This window comes from Oscillibacter sp. CAG:155, assembly GCA_000436875.1.
Taxonomy (GTDB): Bacteria; Bacillota; Clostridia; order Oscillospirales; family Oscillospiraceae; genus Oscillibacter.
Genome location: FR890948.1, coordinates 25,873 through 42,469, shown reverse-complemented (window position 1 = coordinate 42,469; position 16,597 = coordinate 25,873). Strand labels below are relative to the sequence as shown.

General features: G+C 62.3%; 18 protein-coding genes and 1 riboswitch. Of the genes, 14 read left to right on the top strand and 4 right to left on the bottom strand.

Features of this window, described 5'->3' with window-relative positions:
* Nucleotides 1–750: FAD-dependent oxidoreductase (locus tag QZL67_RS09350; protein WP_292920219.1), on the bottom strand; the 750-nt coding region annotated here is incomplete at its 3' end.
* Complete coding sequence (locus tag QZL67_RS09345) at nucleotides 740–1,039, bottom strand: helix-turn-helix transcriptional regulator (RefSeq protein WP_022290458.1); 300 nt, start codon at nucleotides 1,037–1,039, stop codon at nucleotides 740–742. The genes QZL67_RS09345 and QZL67_RS09350, both read right to left, overlap by 11 nt.
* 386 nt (nucleotides 1,040–1,425) lie before the next feature.
* On the opposite strand from QZL67_RS09345, the gene rpe reads away from it, so the two are divergent.
* Genes rpe through recR form a run of 3 tightly spaced genes read left to right on the top strand, consistent with a single transcriptional unit; the run spans nucleotide 1,426 to nucleotide 3,714 of the window.
* Entirely contained in the window at nucleotides 1,426–2,070 is a 645-nt protein-coding gene (gene rpe / locus QZL67_RS09340) for a ribulose-phosphate 3-epimerase (protein WP_022290457.1), read from the top strand.
* 23 nt (nucleotides 2,071–2,093) lie between these two features.
* Nucleotides 2,094–3,071: a 1-aminocyclopropane-1-carboxylate deaminase/D-cysteine desulfhydrase gene (locus QZL67_RS09335; RefSeq protein ID WP_022290456.1), complete on the top strand. Its 978-nt coding sequence runs from the start codon at nucleotides 2,094–2,096 to the stop codon at nucleotides 3,069–3,071.
* A 43-nt stretch (nucleotides 3,072–3,114) separates the two neighbouring features.
* Nucleotides 3,115–3,714: a recombination mediator RecR gene (gene recR / locus QZL67_RS09330; RefSeq protein WP_022290455.1), complete on the top strand. Its 600-nt coding sequence runs from the start codon at nucleotides 3,115–3,117 to the stop codon at nucleotides 3,712–3,714.
* A 90-nt stretch (nucleotides 3,715–3,804) separates the two neighbouring features.
* Here the strand turns inward: recR and QZL67_RS09325 are convergent, their stop codons facing one another.
* The gene (locus QZL67_RS09325) at nucleotides 3,805–5,193 is read right to left on the bottom strand and encodes a PLP-dependent aminotransferase family protein (protein ID WP_022290454.1); all 1,389 of its coding nucleotides are present in this window, start codon (nucleotides 5,191–5,193) and stop codon (nucleotides 3,805–3,807) included.
* 107 nt (nucleotides 5,194–5,300) lie between these two features.
* Between QZL67_RS09325 and QZL67_RS09320 the strand changes: the two genes are divergently transcribed.
* Nucleotides 5,301–5,840 (top strand): ECF transporter S component, encoded by a 540-nt coding sequence (locus QZL67_RS09320; protein WP_022290453.1) that lies wholly within the window; start codon nucleotides 5,301–5,303, stop codon nucleotides 5,838–5,840.
* Nucleotides 5,841–5,887: 47 nt separating this feature from the next.
* Here the strand turns inward: QZL67_RS09320 and QZL67_RS09315 are convergent, their stop codons facing one another.
* Nucleotides 5,888–6,718 carry a DUF975 family protein gene (locus tag QZL67_RS09315; RefSeq protein WP_022290452.1) on the bottom strand — a complete coding sequence of 277 codons (831 nt, stop codon included), beginning with the start codon at nucleotides 6,716–6,718 and terminating at the stop codon, nucleotides 5,888–5,890.
* A gap of 349 nt (nucleotides 6,719–7,067) precedes the next feature.
* Here QZL67_RS09315 and rsxC point away from each other — a divergent pair, with 349 nt between their 5' ends.
* The 10 genes from rsxC to grpE all read left to right on the top strand — a co-directional run bounded on the left by rsxC (nucleotide 7,068) and on the right by grpE (nucleotide 16,585).
* On the top strand, nucleotides 7,068–8,444 hold the full coding sequence (rsxC, locus tag QZL67_RS09310; RefSeq protein ID WP_022290451.1) for an electron transport complex subunit RsxC: 1,377 nt from the start codon (nucleotides 7,068–7,070) through the stop codon (nucleotides 8,442–8,444).
* Nucleotides 8,441–9,460 carry an RnfABCDGE type electron transport complex subunit D gene (locus QZL67_RS09305; RefSeq protein WP_022290450.1) on the top strand — a complete coding sequence of 340 codons (1,020 nt, stop codon included), beginning with the start codon at nucleotides 8,441–8,443 and terminating at the stop codon, nucleotides 9,458–9,460. Before rsxC ends, QZL67_RS09305 begins: the two co-directional genes overlap by 4 nt.
* The gene (locus QZL67_RS09300; protein ID WP_022290449.1) at nucleotides 9,457–10,089 is read left to right on the top strand and encodes an FMN-binding protein; all 633 of its coding nucleotides are present in this window, start codon (nucleotides 9,457–9,459) and stop codon (nucleotides 10,087–10,089) included. Before QZL67_RS09305 ends, QZL67_RS09300 begins: the two co-directional genes overlap by 4 nt.
* A gap of 19 nt (nucleotides 10,090–10,108) precedes the next feature.
* The gene (gene rsxE / locus QZL67_RS09295; protein WP_022290448.1) at nucleotides 10,109–10,744 is read left to right on the top strand and encodes an electron transport complex subunit RsxE; all 636 of its coding nucleotides are present in this window, start codon (nucleotides 10,109–10,111) and stop codon (nucleotides 10,742–10,744) included.
* Nucleotides 10,744–11,334, top strand: a complete 591-nt coding sequence (rsxA, locus tag QZL67_RS09290) for an electron transport complex subunit RsxA (RefSeq protein ID WP_022290447.1) — start codon at nucleotides 10,744–10,746, stop codon at nucleotides 11,332–11,334. Before rsxE ends, rsxA begins: the two co-directional genes overlap by 1 nt.
* A 13-nt stretch (nucleotides 11,335–11,347) precedes the next feature.
* Complete coding sequence (locus tag QZL67_RS09285) at nucleotides 11,348–12,253, top strand: RnfABCDGE type electron transport complex subunit B (protein ID WP_022290446.1); 906 nt, start codon at nucleotides 11,348–11,350, stop codon at nucleotides 12,251–12,253.
* Between the two features lie 299 nt (nucleotides 12,254–12,552).
* Nucleotides 12,553–12,668: riboswitch (THF riboswitch) on the top strand.
* Between the two features lie 81 nt (nucleotides 12,669–12,749).
* Nucleotides 12,750–13,304, top strand: coding sequence for a folate family ECF transporter S component (locus tag QZL67_RS09280; protein WP_022290445.1), 555 nt, complete (start codon nucleotides 12,750–12,752; stop codon nucleotides 13,302–13,304).
* A 16-nt stretch (nucleotides 13,305–13,320) separates the two neighbouring features.
* Nucleotides 13,321–14,592, top strand: a complete 1,272-nt coding sequence (locus QZL67_RS09275) for a folylpolyglutamate synthase/dihydrofolate synthase family protein (protein WP_022290444.1) — start codon at nucleotides 13,321–13,323, stop codon at nucleotides 14,590–14,592.
* Nucleotides 14,593–14,903: 311 nt separating this feature from the next.
* Entirely contained in the window at nucleotides 14,904–15,953 is a 1,050-nt protein-coding gene (gene hrcA, locus QZL67_RS09270) for a heat-inducible transcriptional repressor HrcA (RefSeq protein ID WP_022290443.1), read from the top strand.
* Nucleotides 15,950–16,585 carry a nucleotide exchange factor GrpE gene (gene grpE / locus QZL67_RS09265; protein WP_022290442.1) on the top strand — a complete coding sequence of 212 codons (636 nt, stop codon included), beginning with the start codon at nucleotides 15,950–15,952 and terminating at the stop codon, nucleotides 16,583–16,585. The genes hrcA and grpE overlap by 4 nt, the downstream gene beginning before the upstream one ends.
* The last annotated feature ends 12 nt before the right edge of the window (nucleotides 16,586–16,597 follow it).

The window sequence follows — 16,597 nt, the reverse complement described above, 5'->3', positions numbered from 1 at the left end:
TGCCTTGGCCACCTGCAGCGGACCGCCTGTGCAGTCCCCTGCGGCAAAGAGCCCCGGCAGATTGGTGGCCATCCGGCGGTCCACCGATACGTAGCCGTTGTCCACGGCAAGGCCCGGGAACAGGTCCGTAGGCGCCACCGTGGGCCGCAGCAAGAACACGCCGTCCACCGCCGTCCGCTCACCGTCACAGACCACTGCCTTTACCTGGGTGTCCCCCTCGATGCGGCATTCTTTGGGGCGGTGGAAGTAGGTCACGCTGCATCCGATCTCCCGCAGGAAGTCCGCTTCCCGCCGGGCGCTGTCGCTGTATCCCAGCACCGCCACCGGGCGGCCCCGGTAGAGCATCCCGTCGCAGGTGGCGCAGTAGCTCACGCCCTTGCCCAGCAGCTCCGCCTCACCGGGGAACTTCTTCCCCCGGGCCACACCTGCCGCCAGCACCAGAGCAGAGGCGGCGTACATCTCCGTCCCCACGCTGACATACCACAGCTTGCCGCTGCGGACGGAGGTCAGAACCTTGCCGGTGAGAAATTCCACACCGGCGCTCTCTGCGTGGCGGCGCATCTCCGTCAGAAGCTCCGGGCCGCTGCGGCCCGGCAGACCCAGGTAGTTATCCACCCGTTCCGCCCGCCAGAGGGGATTTTCCTCCGGCGGATTGGAGACCACCAGCACGCTCCGGCCCCGGATGCGGACATTCACCGCCGCCGACAGCCCTGCCGGGCCGCCGCCGATCACCAGCACGTCATAGGGCATAGCTGGATACCTCCTCTCCCATCAGTACCGCCACCAGACGGGCGGCCTCCGGCGAGCACGCCCGGTAGTAGACCTCGTTTCCGGAGCGCTCCGCGCTCACCAGGCCCATCATCCGCAGCTTCTGCAAATGCTGGGAGATGCAGGACTGGGAGACGCCGGTGAGCTGCTCCATACAGCCCACGTTGTGGCATCCCGTGTGCAGCAGCCCATGCAGCAGCCGCAGCCGGAGAGGATGCGCCAGCGCCTTGAGCAGTGCCGCCCGCTCCGCATAGTCGATTTGCTGTTCCATGAACGCTCCCACCTTTCCATACGGGGCTTTTGTTCAGGCCCCCGTCTTTTTCTTGTTTATTAGCATATCATGATATTGTGGTGTTGAAAGTTGTTTTTGCAACACTCTATAAAAAATACGGTCCGGAAAGGCGGGTTGCTTTTAAAGCGGGAGTTTGATACACTGAAAGCGGACAAAAAGAGAGCCGGCGGGCGGACCCACCGGCTCCTATATGCAAAAAGCGGCGGCGCCTCATCCCGGGAGGGGCGGATGCTGCGCGGAAGTGCGCGCGGGGGGCGTCCGGGCCGCTTGGGGTATCCTATGCGCCGCCGTGCGCCGCTGCCACACAGGCCGTCCCCGCCGCAGGGCGCCGGAGACGTTAAAGGCGAAGAAAAGGAGCGTTTTTCATGATTAAAATTGCACCGTCCATCCTCTCTGCCGATTTTGCCAATCTGGAGCGGGACATCGGACGCATCGCCAGTGCCGATTACGTCCATGTGGATGTGATGGACGGATTGTTCGTGCCCAACATCACCATCGGCATCCCGGTAGTGGCGTCCATCCGCAAGGTGACCCAAATGCCGCTGGACGTCCATCTGATGATCGTGGAGCCGGTGCGGTATGTAGAGCAGTTCTGCGACGCCGGGGCGGATCTGGTGACCGTCCATGTGGAATCGGACACACCGGAGAAGATCCAGGAGGCCCTGGACAAGATCCACGCCAAGGGCAAGCGGGGCGGCATCGTCCTCAAACCCGGCACCCCCGCGGAGGCGGCACTGCCCTATCTGGAGCAGGTGGAGCTGATTCTGGTGATGACGGTGGAGCCGGGCTTCGGCGGCCAGAAATTCATGGCCGATCAGATGGAAAAGGTCTCCACGCTGCGCAAGTGGATCGACGAGAAAAATCCGGCGTGCGAGCTGGAGGTGGACGGCGGCGTCAGCCCCGAGACCTGCGGGACCTGTATCGCCGCAGGCGCCAATGTGCTGGTGGCGGGCAGTGCCGTCTACAAGGCGGAGGATATCCCCGCCCGGATCGCCCAGCTGCGGGGCTGAGAGAACAGGGAGGAGATCGCGTGATGAAGCATATCGATGAACTGCCCCGGCTGAACCTGGGAGTGTTCCCCACCCCCTTCTACAAGCTGGAGGGCATCAGCGCCCGCTACGGTCGGAACATCTGGATCAAGCGGGATGATCTTTGCGGCGTGGCTCTGGGAGGAAACAAGGTCCGCAAGCTGGAATTCCTGCTGGCGGACGCCAAACGCCGGGGCTGCGACACGGTGTTCACCACCGGCGGCGCCCAGTCCAACCATGCCATGCTCACCGCTGCCTGTGCCGCGAGGCTTGGGATGCGGTGCGAGCTGCTGCTGAAAAAGCGGGGCGTCACGGAGCACCGGGGCAATCTGGTGCTGGATGATCTCTACGGCGCCCAGGTCCGCTTTTTTGACACCGACGATTACCAGGACATCTACGAGGCCATGAACCGGCGCAGCGCGGAGCTGGCGGAGGAGGGCCATCGGGCCTATCCCATTCCGGTGGGCGGGTCCACCAACCTGGGGACGCTGGGCTACGTGGTCTGCGTTCGGGAGATCGCCGAACAGGCAAAGGCGGCCAGCATGTGCCCGGCCCATCTGATCAGCGCCACCGGCTCCGGCGGGACCACCGCCGGACTGCTGCTGGGGGCGTCGCTGGAGCTGCCGAAGGCGAAGGTCACCGGCATCGGCGTGGATGACGAGCCCTTTGAGGAGATCGTGCCCCAGCTGGCCGCCGGCGCGGCGGAACTGCTGGAGGGCACCCTTTCCCGCCGGGAGGGGGACTTTGCCATGTTCTATCACGTGGGGCCCGGATACGCGGTGCCCAACCCGGAGGACACCCCCTACCTGGAGGAGCTGGCCCGGACCGAGGGCATTTTGCTGGACCCGGTGTACACCGGCAAGGCCTGGACAGGGATGCTGAAGCTGCTGGAACAGGGGGCTTTCGGCGAGACGGGGGATCTGGTGTTCATCCACACCGGCGGCGCCGCGGCGCTGTTTGCCATGGACCTGCCCCGGGCGTGAGACACCCGGTCCCATTGAACGATAAAGGAGCGTTACCATCGATATGGAGTATTTTCCCGCACCGCTGCAAAATCTGGTGGAGCAGTTCGCCCGACTGCCGGGCATCGGCGGCAAGTCTGCCCAGCGGCTGGCCTTTTACGTGCTGGGCCTGCCGGAGGAGGAGGCCAAGGCCTTTGCCGACGCCATCCTGGACGCCAAGCACAACGTCACCTGCTGCCCGGTGTGCCAGAACTTCACCGCCGGAGGACTCTGCCCCATCTGCGCCTCCCCCAAGCGGGACCCGTCTACCATCTGCGTGGTGGCGGACCCCCGGGATGTGGCGGCCATCGAGCGCAGCCGGGAGTATAACGGCCAGTACCATGTGCTCCACGGCGTGATCTCCCCCATGAACCACGTGGGGCCGGACGATCTGGCCATTAAGTCCCTGGTGGAGCGGGTGGCCAAGGGCGGCGTCCAGGAGGTCATCATGGCCACCAACCCCGACACCGAGGGAGAGGCCACCGCCATGTATATTGCCCGCCTGCTCAAACCCTTTGACGTGCGGGTGACCCGCCTGGCCTACGGTATTCCGGTAGGCGGCCACCTGGAATTTGCCGACGACGCCACGCTGATGCGGGCGCTGGAGGGCCGGCGGGACATCTGAGGCGGCTGGAAAGCGGCGGTCTCACCTGGTTTGGTGATCCGATACAAAGCGCCCCGGGCAGCTGCCCGGGGCGCTGTTTTTTGCGTGGTGTCAGTCCTCCTGAAAGACCTCCGCCAGCAGTGCCACCGCCTCCGGGAGACGGTCCTGGGCAAGACCGGCGTAGTTGATGACCAGGGTGTGGGCATAGGCCGGCGCAGGCGCGGCGGCATACTCCGAGAGAAAACCCAGCCGCACCCCCAGCGACTCCGCCCGCCGGCGTAGTTCCGCATCGGTGCGGGCAGTGTCCAGGCGCAGCAGGAAATGGAGCCCGGCCCCCTCCTCGGCAATGGAAATCCGGCCGGCAAACGGGCTGGCCCGGAAGGCATCCAGCACCTGGGCCCGGCGGAGGCGGTACTCCTTGCGCATCCGGGAGAGGTGCTGCTCGTAATGGCCCCGGGCGAGGAATCGGGCCAGGACATGCTGCTCCAGAGCGGGGACCGTGCAGGCGTAAAAATCCAGTTCCCGCCGGTAGCGCTCCAGCAGCGCCGGAGGCAGCACCATAAAGCCCACCCGCATGGAGGGGGAGATGGTCTGGGAGAAGGTGTTCATGTAGATCACCCGTCCCCCGGCGTCGATGCTCTGCAGCGTGGGGATCGGCAGGCCGGAGAAGCGGAACTCGCTGTCGTAGTCATCCTCGATGATGAAGGCGTCCCGGTCCTGGGCCCATTGCAGCAGGGCCTGCCGCCGTCCAATGGGCGTCACCAGCCCGGTAGGATAATGATGGGACGGTGAGAGATGAGCTGCCGTGGCGCCGGAGGCGGCCAGGGCCGCCAGGTCCATGCCCTGGCTGTCCAGCGGAACCGGACAGCAGCGGACGCCGCACTTGCCGTAGACCTGGCGGATCTTGGGGTAGCCCGGGTCCTCCACCGCCAGCACCGTCTCCCTCCCCAGCAGCTGGGCCAGCAGCAGATACAGGTACTCCGCCCCGGCGCCGATCACGATCTGCTCCGGGGAAACCGCCATGCCCTTATAATCCCGCAGGTCATCGGCAATGGCCTGCCGCAGGGCGGGCAGCCCCCGGTGGGGGACCGGCCGCAGCAGGGCGTTTCCGTCCTCCGTCAGCACCTGCCGGATCAGGCGGGCCCAGGTGGCCACAGGAAAGCGGGCGGTGTCCACCTGGTTGCTTTTGAGGTCCAGACGCCATACCCGTGCTTTTTCCGGCGGCGGCGGAGACGGCGGCAGGACCTGGGGAGTCCGGGAGACCTGAGAGACAAAAAACCCCCGCTTGGGGCGGGTGAAGACATAGCCTTCCGCCTCCAGCTGGGCATAGGCGTTTTCCACCGTGATGACGGAGACTCGGAGATGTTCCGCCAGCGCCCGTTTGGAGGGCAGTCGTTCCCCGGCGGCCAGGGTGCCGTTCAGGATATCCGCCCGGATGCGGCGGTAGAGATATTCATACAGGGGCAGGCTGCCCCGCTCCTCCATGGAATATGTCAGCATACGCAGGCCTCCAAACTGACCTTATAAAAAAATGATAAATTGAATATTTTCACAATATCACATCTGCCGTACAATGACAACTGGAAATCCCGAAAGGAGCTGGGGGTATGGAAAAGACGATGAGGCAGGAGACCCGGGCCGGAGACCGGGTCAAGACGCTGGTGCTGACGGCGGTGGTGGCCGCCATGGCCTGTGCCGCCACGCTGGCGGTGCAGATCCCCTCCCCCACCGGAGGGTATTTGAACCTGGGGGACGCGGTGGTTCTGCTGGGAGCGTATCTGCTGGGGCCCGGGTACGGCGCGGCGGCAGGCGCCATCGGCCCGGCGCTGGCGGATTTGATGACCTACCCGGCCTATGTCCCCGCCACACTGCTCATCAAGGCTGTGATGGGACTTGCGGCAGGTGCGCTGTACAGACGGCTGCACCGGCATGGCTGGGGCGTGCTGGTGTGCGGCGTTGCAGGGGAGATCCCCATGGTGGTGGGCTATTGGCTCTACGACGCCTTGCTGGTGGGCAGTCTGGCGGGCGGCGCCGCCGGGGTCCCGGCCAATCTGGTCCAGGCCGCGTTCGGCGCGGCAGTCTCCACGCTGCTGGTGTCGGCGCTGCGCCGCAGCAGCTATGTGCGGCGGGAGTTTCCTCGGCTGTGAGACATCAAAAAGCGGACGGAGGGTCTGATCCTCCGTCCGCTTTTTGGTTATTCAAAGAAGGTGGGACCGCCCAGGTCGTCCGGACCGGTGCGGGACGGTCGGTCCGCCCGGACACCAGAGGTGTCCTTGGCGGTGTCGAAATACCCCAGTTCCACGCACTGGTAATTGGGCAGGTAGAAGAGGCTCACCACCAGGCTCCACAGACTGCTCAGCAACGTCCAGCCCCACAGCGGCAGGATGGCCGGGGCCACCTCCGCAGGCAGGAACCCGGTTTGGTAGATGCTGATGGATTCCAGGACCTTCCAGTAGATGGTCCAGGTCTCAATGAGATACGGCAGCGAGGCCAGCAGATTCCAGCCCAGATAGCTCAGGTCCAGCATGAATACCTGTCCCTTATACCCCAGGGTCTGCTGCTTGCTCATGTTCAGGGCATCCAGGATGCCGATGTCCGGGTTCTCATATAAATTATAGAGGGCGAACCGGTAGCGGTAGGCCGCGATGATGCCAGGGATGACGAACAGCAGCGACCACAAAAAGGTGAATACGGCGATGAGGATGTTGAGACCGATGACTTTTCCCACGAAGGAGAACCCGTCAAAAAGCGTCAGGTATTCCGCACGCTGTCCCTGCCGCACCGCCATGCAGTACATCACAAAGCCGGCGGAGAGCACCGCGCTCATCAGGCTGACGAGAATGGAAACGAAGGTGTCCAGAATCCCGCTGGGCACGGCGGAGCTGGTCAGCGCGTCCACCAGGGACAGCACGAGCGAAATCCCCAGATACAGCGCGGTCATGCCACGGGGACTGACCTGAGCGGTGCGCAGCAGTTCCCTGGTTTCTTCTTTTAAACGTCTTCGGTCGACGGTTGCAGCCATCATGTCTTGGCCTCCTCTTTGTTGTTTGGCGAAAAACCGGAAACAGCGGCAAAAAATGCCCTGTTTGAGGGCAGTGTATCATGCTTTTTGACAAATAGCAAGAGCGCGAAATCCCGGAAAACTCCGTGGGAAGTCTGGAAAAGATATGGAAAAGCGGAACAAACCAAATAAAAAAAGGGATTATTTCCGTAAAAAAAGTTGTTCATTGTCTGGACATTTTTGAGATTAGGGTGTAGAATGAAGCGCAGTATGTGATAGTATCAACAGGGCATGCCCATCCCGACCCGTGCCGGCGGGCCGGGGTCTCCTTTCGTCCTGGCGGCTATCAGGAGTAAAAATGAGGTGAAAGACAATGGCACAAGCTTTCTTTGGCGGCGTTCATCCCAACGACATGAAAGCCGCTACCAATGAAAAGGCCATCGAGCAGCTGGCACCCCCAGCACAGGTGGTCATTCCCATGTCCATGCACTTTGGCGCACCGTGCACACCCCTTGTCAAGGTGGGCGACCACGTCAAGGTCGGTCAGAAGATCGGTGAGTTCCACGGTCTGGGCGCACCGATCCATGCCAGTGTTTCCGGCACGGTCAAGGCGGTGGAGCCCCGTCCCTATTCCATGGGCGGCAACATGATGTCCGTTGTGATCGAGAACGATTTCAAGGATGAGATCTCTGAGGAGGTTCAGGCTCCCGCAAATCCCGACGCCCTGTCTGTGGATGAGATGGTGGAGATTGTCAAGAACGCCGGCATCGTTGGTATGGGCGGCGCAACCTTCCCCACCCACGTGAAGATCACCAGCGGCATCGGCAAGGTGGACACCGTCATCATCAACGGCGCTGAGTGCGAGCCTTACATCACCGGCGACCATCGCACCATGCTGGAGCGCCCCGAGGAGATCATCGGCGGCTGCGTGTATCTTGCCAAGATGTTCGGCGTGGACAAAGTGGTCATCGGCGTGGAGGATAACAAGCAGAACGGCATTGACGCCATGAACAAGGTCATCGCCGAGAAGAAGGCTCCCGTTGTGGTGGAGCCTCTGCACTGCCGTTACCCCCAGGGCGGTGAGAAGCAGCTGTGCCAGGCCATTACCGGCAAGCAGGTGCCTCCCGGAGGCCTGCCCGCCAACATCGGCTGCGCCGTGTTCAATATCAACACCACCTGCGCCATCTACCGGGCCATCACCACCGGCATGCCCGTGGTGAAGAAGATCGTGACGGTCTCCGGTTCCGGCGTGGTGGAGCCCAAGAACATCGAGTGCCCCATCGGCACCCCCGTCTCCCTCCTGTTCGACGCCTGCGGCGGACTGAAGGACGGTACATACAAGCTGGTGTGCGGCGGCCCCATGATGGGCATGGCCCAGTATACCGCGGACATCCCCGTTGCCAAGGGCACCGGCGCCATGCTGGCCTTCTGCGAGAACGAGGAGCAGACCGTGGAGAATCCCCAGTGCATCCGCTGCGGCAAGTGCGTTGCTGCCTGCCCCATGCACCTGGAGCCTCTTTTCATGTACCAGTATGCCTCCAAGGGCATGGTGGATGAGCTCAACGACGCCCACATCATGGACTGCATGGAGTGCGGTGCCTGCTCCTACATCTGCCCGGCCCGGATGCATCTGACCCATATGTTCAAGACCGGCAAGCAGCTGCTCAAGGATAAGATGGCTGCCGACAAGGCGGCCGCCGAGGCAAAGAAAGCGGCTGCTGAAGAGAAGAAGGAGGCTGTCAACAAATGACGGATTACAAGAATTTGAAGCTCATTGCCACTTCTTCCCCCCACATCCGCGCGGCGGAGACCACCCGCTCCATCATGCTGGACGTCATCATCGCCATGGTGCCCGCCCTGGTCTGGGCTGTCATCACCTTCGGCGTGGAGGCCCTGCTGCTGACCGCGGTTTCCGTGGTGGGCTGCGTATTCTGGGAGTGGCTGTATCGCAAGCTCATGAAGAAGCCCCAGTCTGTGGGCGACCTCTCCGCTGTGGTCACCGGCATGCTGCTGGCCTTTGTGTGCCCCCCCTCCACCCCGCTGTGGATGATCCTCATCGGTGACTTCTTCTCCATTGTGGTGGTCAAGCAGCTCTTCGGCGGCATCGGCAAGAACTTTGTCAACCCCGCTCTGGCCGGCCGTGCGTTCCTGCTGGGCAGCTATGCCAGCGTGATGACCACCTGGGTGGATCCCGCTGCCAACAAGGCACCCCTCTTCGGCGGCACCGTGGATGTGGTGACCACCGCCACCCCGCTGGCCATGATGAAGACCGGCGATCTGGAGGCCCTGAGCCAGTACAGCATCATGGATATGTTCCTGGGCAAGATCCCCGGCTCCATGGGCGAGGTTTCCGCCCTGCTGCTGATCGTGGGCGGCCTGTACCTGATCATCCGCAAGGTCATCAACTGGCAGACCCCCGTGGCTTACATCGCCACCGTCGCCGTGCTGACCTTCCTGTTCCCCCGTTACGGTGCTTCCGGCCTGGAGTGGATGCTCTACAGCATCTTCGGCGGCGGATTGATGCTGGGCGCCTTCTTCATGGCGACCGACTACGCCACCTCTCCTGTGACCAAGAAGGGCCAGCTGATCTTCGGCATCGGCTGCGGCCTGTTCACCGTGTTTATCCGCTATTTCGGCTCTTACAGCGAGGGTGTTTGCTACTCCATCATGATCATGAACCTGTGCGTGGCTCTGATCGATAAGTTCACCAAGCCCGCCCGCTTTGGCGTCGTGAAATCCGAAAAGAAGGAGGCGGCTGCGAAATGAGCAACGAAGTCAAGACCAAGGAAAAGGTCGATATGGACCCCAAGTATATCATCAAGCTGACCGTGACACTGTTTCTGACCTGCTTGGTGGTGGCTGCCGCACTGGGCGGCGTCAACGCCATCACCGCGGATAAGATTGCGGCCATCAACTGGGAGAACACCCAGAAGGCCATGAAGGCCGTGGTGGCTGACCCCGAGAACACCGAGTTCTCCGATGCGCTGGAACTGACCGACGAGATGACCTCCGCTGCCGCTTCCGCCGGCGGCACCCTGGACTCCGTCTATGAGGTGCTGGTCAACGGTGAGAACGACGGCTACGCCATCAAGGTCGTGGCCTCCGGTTCCCAGGGCAACATTGAGATGATGGTGGGCGTGGACAGCGAAGGCACTGTCACCGGCGTCTCCATCGTGGATAACTCCGAGACCGCGGGCATCGGCTCCAAGGTTATGGAGAATGAGGCCCTGGCCAGCGGCGTGGGCGTTCTGGACCAGTTTGTCGGCAAGAGCGCCGCGGACGGTACCCTGACCGTGGGTACCAATGTGGACGCCATCTCCGGCGCCACCGTGTCCACCAAGGGTGTCACCACCGGTGTGAACGCCGCGCTGGCTGCCGCCGGCGCCATCGGCTGAGAGAGGAGGAGCAACTGACATGAATTTGGGAAAACAGTTTAAAGAAGGCCTGATTACCAACAACCCCGTTCTGGTGCAGGTTCTGGGCATGTGCTCCACCATGGCCATCACCACCTCGTTCTTCAACGGCCTGGGCATGGGCCTGGCCGTTACGGTGATCCTGACGCTCTCCAACGTCATCATCTCCGCCATCCGTAAGATCGTCCCCGACAAGATCCGTATCGCCATGTTCATCGTGGTCATCGCCGGTTTCGTGACCTGCGTGGACCTGCTGATCCAGGCATACGTTCCCTCCCTGGCGTCCTCCCTGGGCGTGTTCATCCCCCTGATCGTGGTGAACTGCATCATCCTGGGCCGTGCGGAGTCCTTCTCCTATAAGAACGGCGTTGCCGCTTCTTTCTTTGACGGCATCTTCCAGGGCATCGGCTACACCGTGGTGCTGCTGATCATGTGCATCATCCGTGAGCTGCTGGGCGCCGGCACCTTCGGCGGCGGCATCCTGGGTCCCGACCTGAAGGGCATCCAGATCATCCCCTCCCAGTTCCCTGCCGGTATGCTGACCCTGCCTGTGGGCGGCTTCCTGGTGCTGGGCAGCCTGATCGCCTTCATGCAGTGGGCCCTGGCCAAGTCTAAGAATAAGGAGGAGAGCAAGTAATGGATCAGATCACAAACCTCCTGGCAATCATGCTGGGCGCCATCCTGGCAAACAACTTCATTTTCTCTCAGTTCCTGGGCATCTGCCCCTTCCTGGGCGTTTCCAAGAAGGTCGACACCGCCGTGGGCATGGGCATCGCCGTGACCTTCGTCATGGGCCTGGCCTCCGCCGTGTGCTATGTGGTTAACAAGTTCGTGCTGATGAAGTTCGGCCTGGAGTACATGCAGACCGTGACCTTCATCCTGGTCATCGCTTCTCTGGTGCAGTTCATCGAGATGTTCCTGCAGAAGTCCATGCCCTCCCTGTACACCGCTCTGGGCATCTATCTGCCCCTCATCACCACCAACTGCGCTGTGCTGGGTGTCGTGCTGCTGAACGTGCAGAACAGCTACGGCTTCATCGAGTCCGTGGTCTACGGCATCACCGGCGGCCTGGGCTTCCTGCTGGCCATCGTGCTCTTCGCCAGCATCCGGGAGCGTCTGGTGTTTGCCGACTATCCCAAGGCCTTTGAGGGCTTCCCCATCGCATTGGTCACCGCAGGTCTGATGGCCCTGGCATTCATGGGCTTCTCCGGCCTGAAGGTCTGGTAAGGAGGCAAGGAATATGGCTAATGTAATTGCCGCCATCGCGGTATTGAGTATCCTGGGTGCCGTGTTCGGCCTGGTCCTGGCCGTGGCCTCCAAGGTCTTTGAAGTCAAGAAGGACCCCCGTGAGGAGGAGATCCTCAGCCACCTGGCCGGCGCCAACTGCGGCGGCTGCGGATTCCCCGGCTGCTCCGGCTGCGCCGCTGCCATCCTGGCCGGTACCGCTCCCGTGACCGCCTGCGCTCCCGCGGGCCCCGAGAACGCTGCCGCCATCGCCAAGATCATGGGCCAGGAGGCCCCCTCCGGCGAGCGGAAGGTCGCTTTCGTCCGCTGCAACGGCGGCACCAACGCCGTCAAGCGCTTTGAGTATCGCGGTGTGCATGACTGCATCTCCGCCACCAAGGTTGCTGCGGGTCCTCTGGAGTGCGCCTTCGGCTGCCTGGGCTTCGGCTCCTGCGTGAAGGCCTGCCAGTTCGGCGCCATGTCCATCGGCCCCAACGGCGCCGCCGTGGTGGACCCCGACAAGTGCACCGACTGCATGGCCTGCGCCCATGCCTGCCCCCGTCACCTGATTACCGAGGTTCCTGTGTCCAAGAAGGTCCACGTGGCCTGCGCCAACCAGGACAAGGGCAAGGCTGCCATGAGCGTGTGCTCCAACTCCTGCATCGGCTGCGGCCTGTGCCAGAAGGAGTGCAAGAAGGACGCCATCCATGTGGTCAACGGCGTGGCTGTTATCGACTACGACAAGTGCGTGGGCTGCAAGCTCTGCACCAAGGTCTGCCCGAGAGACGCCATCCTCCCCGTGGCTACCGCCGAGGAGAAGGAAAAGTACAAGGCGATCAAGAAGGCTCAGGCCGAGAAGGCTGCTGCCGCAAAGGCCACTGCCGCCAAGGCTGCCGACGAGACTGCCGGTACCGCTCAGTAAGCGTTCTCACTTTCTGCGTTGAAAGAAAGTGCCCCGAATCTTTGGATTCGGGGCGCTTTTTTAGTGTTCTGATTTAGACGGCCGGCCAGAACAGCGGGAAGGAAGATAGATACGAAAGAAACCCAGGAGGGGTGTCTTTCGTTTTTGATCCCAAGGTTTTCAGGACTTTGAGAAGGACTGAAAACCTTGCGCAGCCTGCTGAAACTTTTTCGGCAGGCTGAAAGTGCCCCGAATCTTTGGATTCGGGGCACTTTTCTATTGCCTTTTTCCCACAAAGGGCATATCATGAATAGCATTCAGGCAGAGTAGGAACATACGTGAAAAAGAGTGCCGGAAAAACGGGGAGTTGTTTTCCGGACGAAGGGGCGGGCCGTATCGGCCGATGTCCGCAGTGTGTGTTCCGCATCCCGCTGCCGCATATGGGAAGCGGAACCATCCTCCTCTCTGTGCGGCGTTCCGAGTTCGGACTGCCGGATTACAGAAGGAGGTTTTTAAGATGGACAATTACAACAACACCGCCCGCAGGATCTGCTTGACAGGAATGCTGGCCGCCCTGTACCTGGCATTGAATATGGTGGGTTTCCGGGCGTGGAGCTTCCACATCACCTTTGCCTCGCTGCCGGTCATTGTGGGCGGGCTGCTGTTCGGACCGGTGGAGGGAATGCTGATTGCCGCCATCGGAGAGTTTTTCAACCAGACGCTCTCCTACGGCGTGACGCCCACCACCGTGCTGTGGCTGATCCCGCCGGCGGTGCGGGGGCTGGCGGTGGGCTGCGCCGCACTGACTCTGAGGAAGGGCCCCCGCAGTCTGGATGAGCGGCCGGTCCTGTGCTACGTGATCTGCATGGCCGCGGCCCTATGCACCACAGTGGTGAATACACTGGTGATGTATCTGGACAGCGTCATCATGGGATATTACAGCTTTGCTTACGTGTTCGGCTCTGCCGTCGTTCGGATCATCTCCGGCATTCCGACTGCCGTGGTGGTCACTACGGTGGCCGTGCCCCTGGTCCGTCTGCTGCGGCGGCAGGTGGTATCGCGCCGAGCTTGAGAGGAGGCGGACGCCGGTGAACGGCAAAGACGCGGTGGCCTATATCGACAGCTTTCAGTGGCAGGCCCACACACCGGGATTGGAGCGGATCCGCACACTGCTGCGGCAGCTGGGAGATCCCCAGCGGCAGCTGCGGTTCGTCCATGTGGCGGGGACCAACGGCAAGGGCAGCGTCTGCGCCTGCCTGGCCTCGGTCCTCCGGGCAGCGGGGTATCGGGTGGGACTTTGTACCTCTCCCTTCCTGGAGGATTTCCGGGAGCGTATCCGGGTGGACGGGGCACTGATTTCCCCGGAGATTCTGGGCGCGCTGACGGAACAGGTGCGCCCTGTGGCGGAGGCCATGCCGGACCACCCCACGGAGTTTGAGCTGATCACCGCTGTGGCCATGCTGTATTTCCGGCAGTGCCGCTGCGACATCGTGGTGCTGGAGGTGGGCCTGGGCGGCGGTCTGGACGCCTCCAATGTCATTGATGTGCCGGAGGCGGCAGTCATCACCGCCATGGGGATGGACCACGCTGCCATTTTGGGGCCTACCCTGGCAGACATCGCCGCCGCCAAGGCCGGCATCATCAAGCCCGGCGGTGCCGTCGTCAGCTGCGGCGGCTGCCCGGAGGCGGATGCCGTCATCCGGCAGCGCTGCCGGGAGCAGGGGGCCGCGCTGACGGAGGTGGACTTCACCCGCCTGCAGGTTCGCCGGACGGACCTTGCCGGTACGGAGCTGGATTTTGTCCCCTATCAAGAGCTGCGCCTGCCGCTGGTGGGGCTCTACCAGTCCCGCAATGCTGCCGTGGCCATCACGGTGGTGGAGGTGCTGCGGCAAAAGGGATGGAACATCTCCGACGAAGCTCTGCGACAGGGGCTCTCTGCCGTCCGCTGGCCGGGGCGGCTGGAGGTGCTGCGCCGGGCGGACCCGGTGATCCTCCGGGACGGTGCCCACAATGCCCACGGCATGGCCGCCACAGTGGAGAGCCTGAAGGCGCTGTTCCCCGGGAAAAAGCTGGTGATCCTCATGGGCGTCATGGTCGACAAGGACGTGGAGGACATGCTGAATCTGCTCTCCCCCATCGCCGAGGCGGTGGTCACCGTCCGGCCGGACAGCCCCCGGGCCATGGGTGCAGCGGAGCTGGCGGCCCTGGTGCGGCGCCGGGGCGTTCCCACCTGCGCCTGCGAGAGCGTGGAAGAGGGGCTTCGGATCGCCGCCATGGCGGCGGGACAGGACGGCGTGGTATGTGCCCTGGGGTCCCTCTATCTGGCGGCGGATGTGCGCCGGGCGGCAGAGACGCTGTGAGCGGATGTACCGGGAGCGGTCCGGTGCAGACGGCTTTTTGCCGATTATGTTCATTTCCCCGGCGGGCGCATCCATGAAACAGGGAAAAAAGCGGACCATCCTGCGGGATGGCCCACTTTTTTTACGTCTCCGACGGGAACAGGGACCGCAGATACCCCCCAATTTTGGGTGTTCAAAAAACGTCTGCCGTTTGTTTACAATTTATTTATATCCACCCGTTGACAACGGTTTGCGCCGGTGGTAAACTCACTTTAGCACTCAGGAGAACGGAGTGCTAAAGCAAACTGCAAGTTTGGCGAGAGGTGCTTTTTGTGGAACTGACGGACCGGAAAAAGCAAATACTGAAGGTCGTGATTGAGGACTACATCCACACCGCCGAACCGGTGGGGTCCAAGACCATTGCCGCCGAGATGGGCGGCAAGATCAGCTCCGCCACCATCCGCAATGAACTGGCGGATCTGGTGGAGCTGGGCTATTTGGAGCAGCCCCACACCTCTGCCGGACGGGTTCCCTCCCCCAAGGGCTATCGGCTCTATGTCAACGAGCTGATGGAACAGCAGAGGCTGAGCCTGGCGGAGACCGAGCGGATCAACCAGTCCCTTCAGATGAAGATGGAGGAGCTGGACCGGGTGATCTCCCAGGCAGGCAAAGCGATTTCCGCCTTTGTCAACTACCCCGCCTACATCACCGCCGCCGGTCGGAAAAAGACCGTTGCCCGCCGCTTCGAGCTGCTGCCCGTAGATGAGCACAGCTGCATCGTGGTGATGATGCTGGGAGACGACCGGGTGAAAAGCCAGCTGCTTCGGCTGCAGCTGAAAGTGGAACCGGAACAGGTGCCGGGCCTTGTGAATCTGCTCAACACCAATTTCACCGGCATCTCCGTGGACGAGATGAACCTGCGTTTGATGGATCTTTCCGAGCAGGTCACACCGCAGCTTTTTTTGCTGCTCAGCCAGACCGTGGCCTATGCCGTGGATGTGCTGGAGGAGGCCGGACAGCGGGAGATCGTCACCGCCGGAGCCAGGGAGCTTTTGAAGCTCCCGGAATTCCGGGACGCCGACAAGGCCCATCAGCTGATGAGTTTCCTGGCCGACAGCAAGGAGAACCTCCCCATGCCGGAGGAGGGCCCCATGAAGATCCTCATCGGGCCGGAGAACGTCAGCGAGGCGCTGCAGGACACCAGTGTTGTGGTGGCCAGCTACGACATCGGCGGCGAGATGCGGGGGCTGATCGGCGTGGTGGGTCCCACCAGAATGGATTATGCGTCCGTAGCGGCCCGGCTGGCCGGCTTTGCCGACGGGCTGACGAGGATGTTTGGAAAACAGGAAGGATTACCCCCGAAGGAGGATACGAAGACATGAGCGAAGAGAACAAGCGGCCCGAGGAGCCGGCGGAACAGACGGCCCAGGAGGGCGCTCAGCAGGAGCCCGTCCGGGAAGAGCAGTCCGCTCAGGAGACTGCCCAGGACCAGTCCGCCGCGGAAAAGGCGGAGAAGGGCGCCAAAGGCAAAAAGAAAAAGGAAAAGACCTACACGCTGACCCGGGAGCAGATGGAGGCCGCCGAGCTGGCCGCCAAACAGCTGGAATCCGTGAAGGACCAGTTCACCCGGCTCACCGCAGAATATGACAACTACCGCAAGCGCACCACCAAGGAAAAGGACGGCATCTATCAGGATGCCAAGGCGGACACCATCCGGGCATTTTTGGATGTGTACGACAATCTGGAGCGGGCGGCATCCACCGAGGGGGACGATGATTCTCCTCACAAGAAGGGCCTTGTGATGATTTTCCACCAGTATCAGGAGATCCTCAAGAAGCTGGGTGTCACTGAGATGGACGCCCTGGGCCAGCCCTTTGATCCGGAAAAGCACAACGCCGTGATGCACATCGACGATGAGAACCTGGGCGAGAACGTGGTGGCTCAGGTATTCCAGGCGGGCTTCTCCATGGGCGACAAGGTCATCCGCCACGCTATTGTGCAGGTGGCCAACTGATCAAAGCAACCG

Excerpts from the sequence above, each read along its gene's own strand:
- rsxA (WP_022290447.1), top strand. The coding sequence starts at position 10,744 with ATGGATCAGATCACAAACCTCCTGGCAATCATGCTGGGCGCCATCCTG.
- QZL67_RS09280 (WP_022290445.1), top strand. The coding sequence starts at position 12,750 with ATGGACAATTACAACAACACCGCCCGCAGGATCTGCTTGACAGGAATG.
- grpE (WP_022290442.1), top strand. The coding sequence starts at position 15,950 with ATGAGCGAAGAGAACAAGCGGCCCGAGGAGCCGGCGGAACAGACGGCC.
- QZL67_RS09320 (WP_022290453.1), top strand. The coding sequence starts at position 5,301 with ATGGAAAAGACGATGAGGCAGGAGACCCGGGCCGGAGACCGGGTCAAG.
- QZL67_RS09300 (WP_022290449.1), top strand. The coding sequence starts at position 9,457 with ATGAGCAACGAAGTCAAGACCAAGGAAAAGGTCGATATGGACCCCAAG.
- QZL67_RS09345 (WP_022290458.1), bottom strand. The coding sequence starts at position 1,039 with ATGGAACAGCAAATCGACTATGCGGAGCGGGCGGCACTGCTCAAGGCG.
- QZL67_RS09305 (WP_022290450.1), top strand. The coding sequence starts at position 8,441 with ATGACGGATTACAAGAATTTGAAGCTCATTGCCACTTCTTCCCCCCAC.
- QZL67_RS09335 (WP_022290456.1), top strand. The coding sequence starts at position 2,094 with ATGAAGCATATCGATGAACTGCCCCGGCTGAACCTGGGAGTGTTCCCC.
- rpe (WP_022290457.1), top strand. The coding sequence starts at position 1,426 with ATGATTAAAATTGCACCGTCCATCCTCTCTGCCGATTTTGCCAATCTG.
- rsxC (WP_022290451.1), top strand. The coding sequence starts at position 7,068 with ATGGCACAAGCTTTCTTTGGCGGCGTTCATCCCAACGACATGAAAGCC.
- QZL67_RS09285 (WP_022290446.1), top strand. The coding sequence starts at position 11,348 with ATGGCTAATGTAATTGCCGCCATCGCGGTATTGAGTATCCTGGGTGCC.
- recR (WP_022290455.1), top strand. The coding sequence starts at position 3,115 with ATGGAGTATTTTCCCGCACCGCTGCAAAATCTGGTGGAGCAGTTCGCC.
- rsxE (WP_022290448.1), top strand. The coding sequence starts at position 10,109 with ATGAATTTGGGAAAACAGTTTAAAGAAGGCCTGATTACCAACAACCCC.
- QZL67_RS09325 (WP_022290454.1), bottom strand. The coding sequence starts at position 5,193 with ATGCTGACATATTCCATGGAGGAGCGGGGCAGCCTGCCCCTGTATGAA.
- QZL67_RS09315 (WP_022290452.1), bottom strand. The coding sequence starts at position 6,718 with ATGATGGCTGCAACCGTCGACCGAAGACGTTTAAAAGAAGAAACCAGG.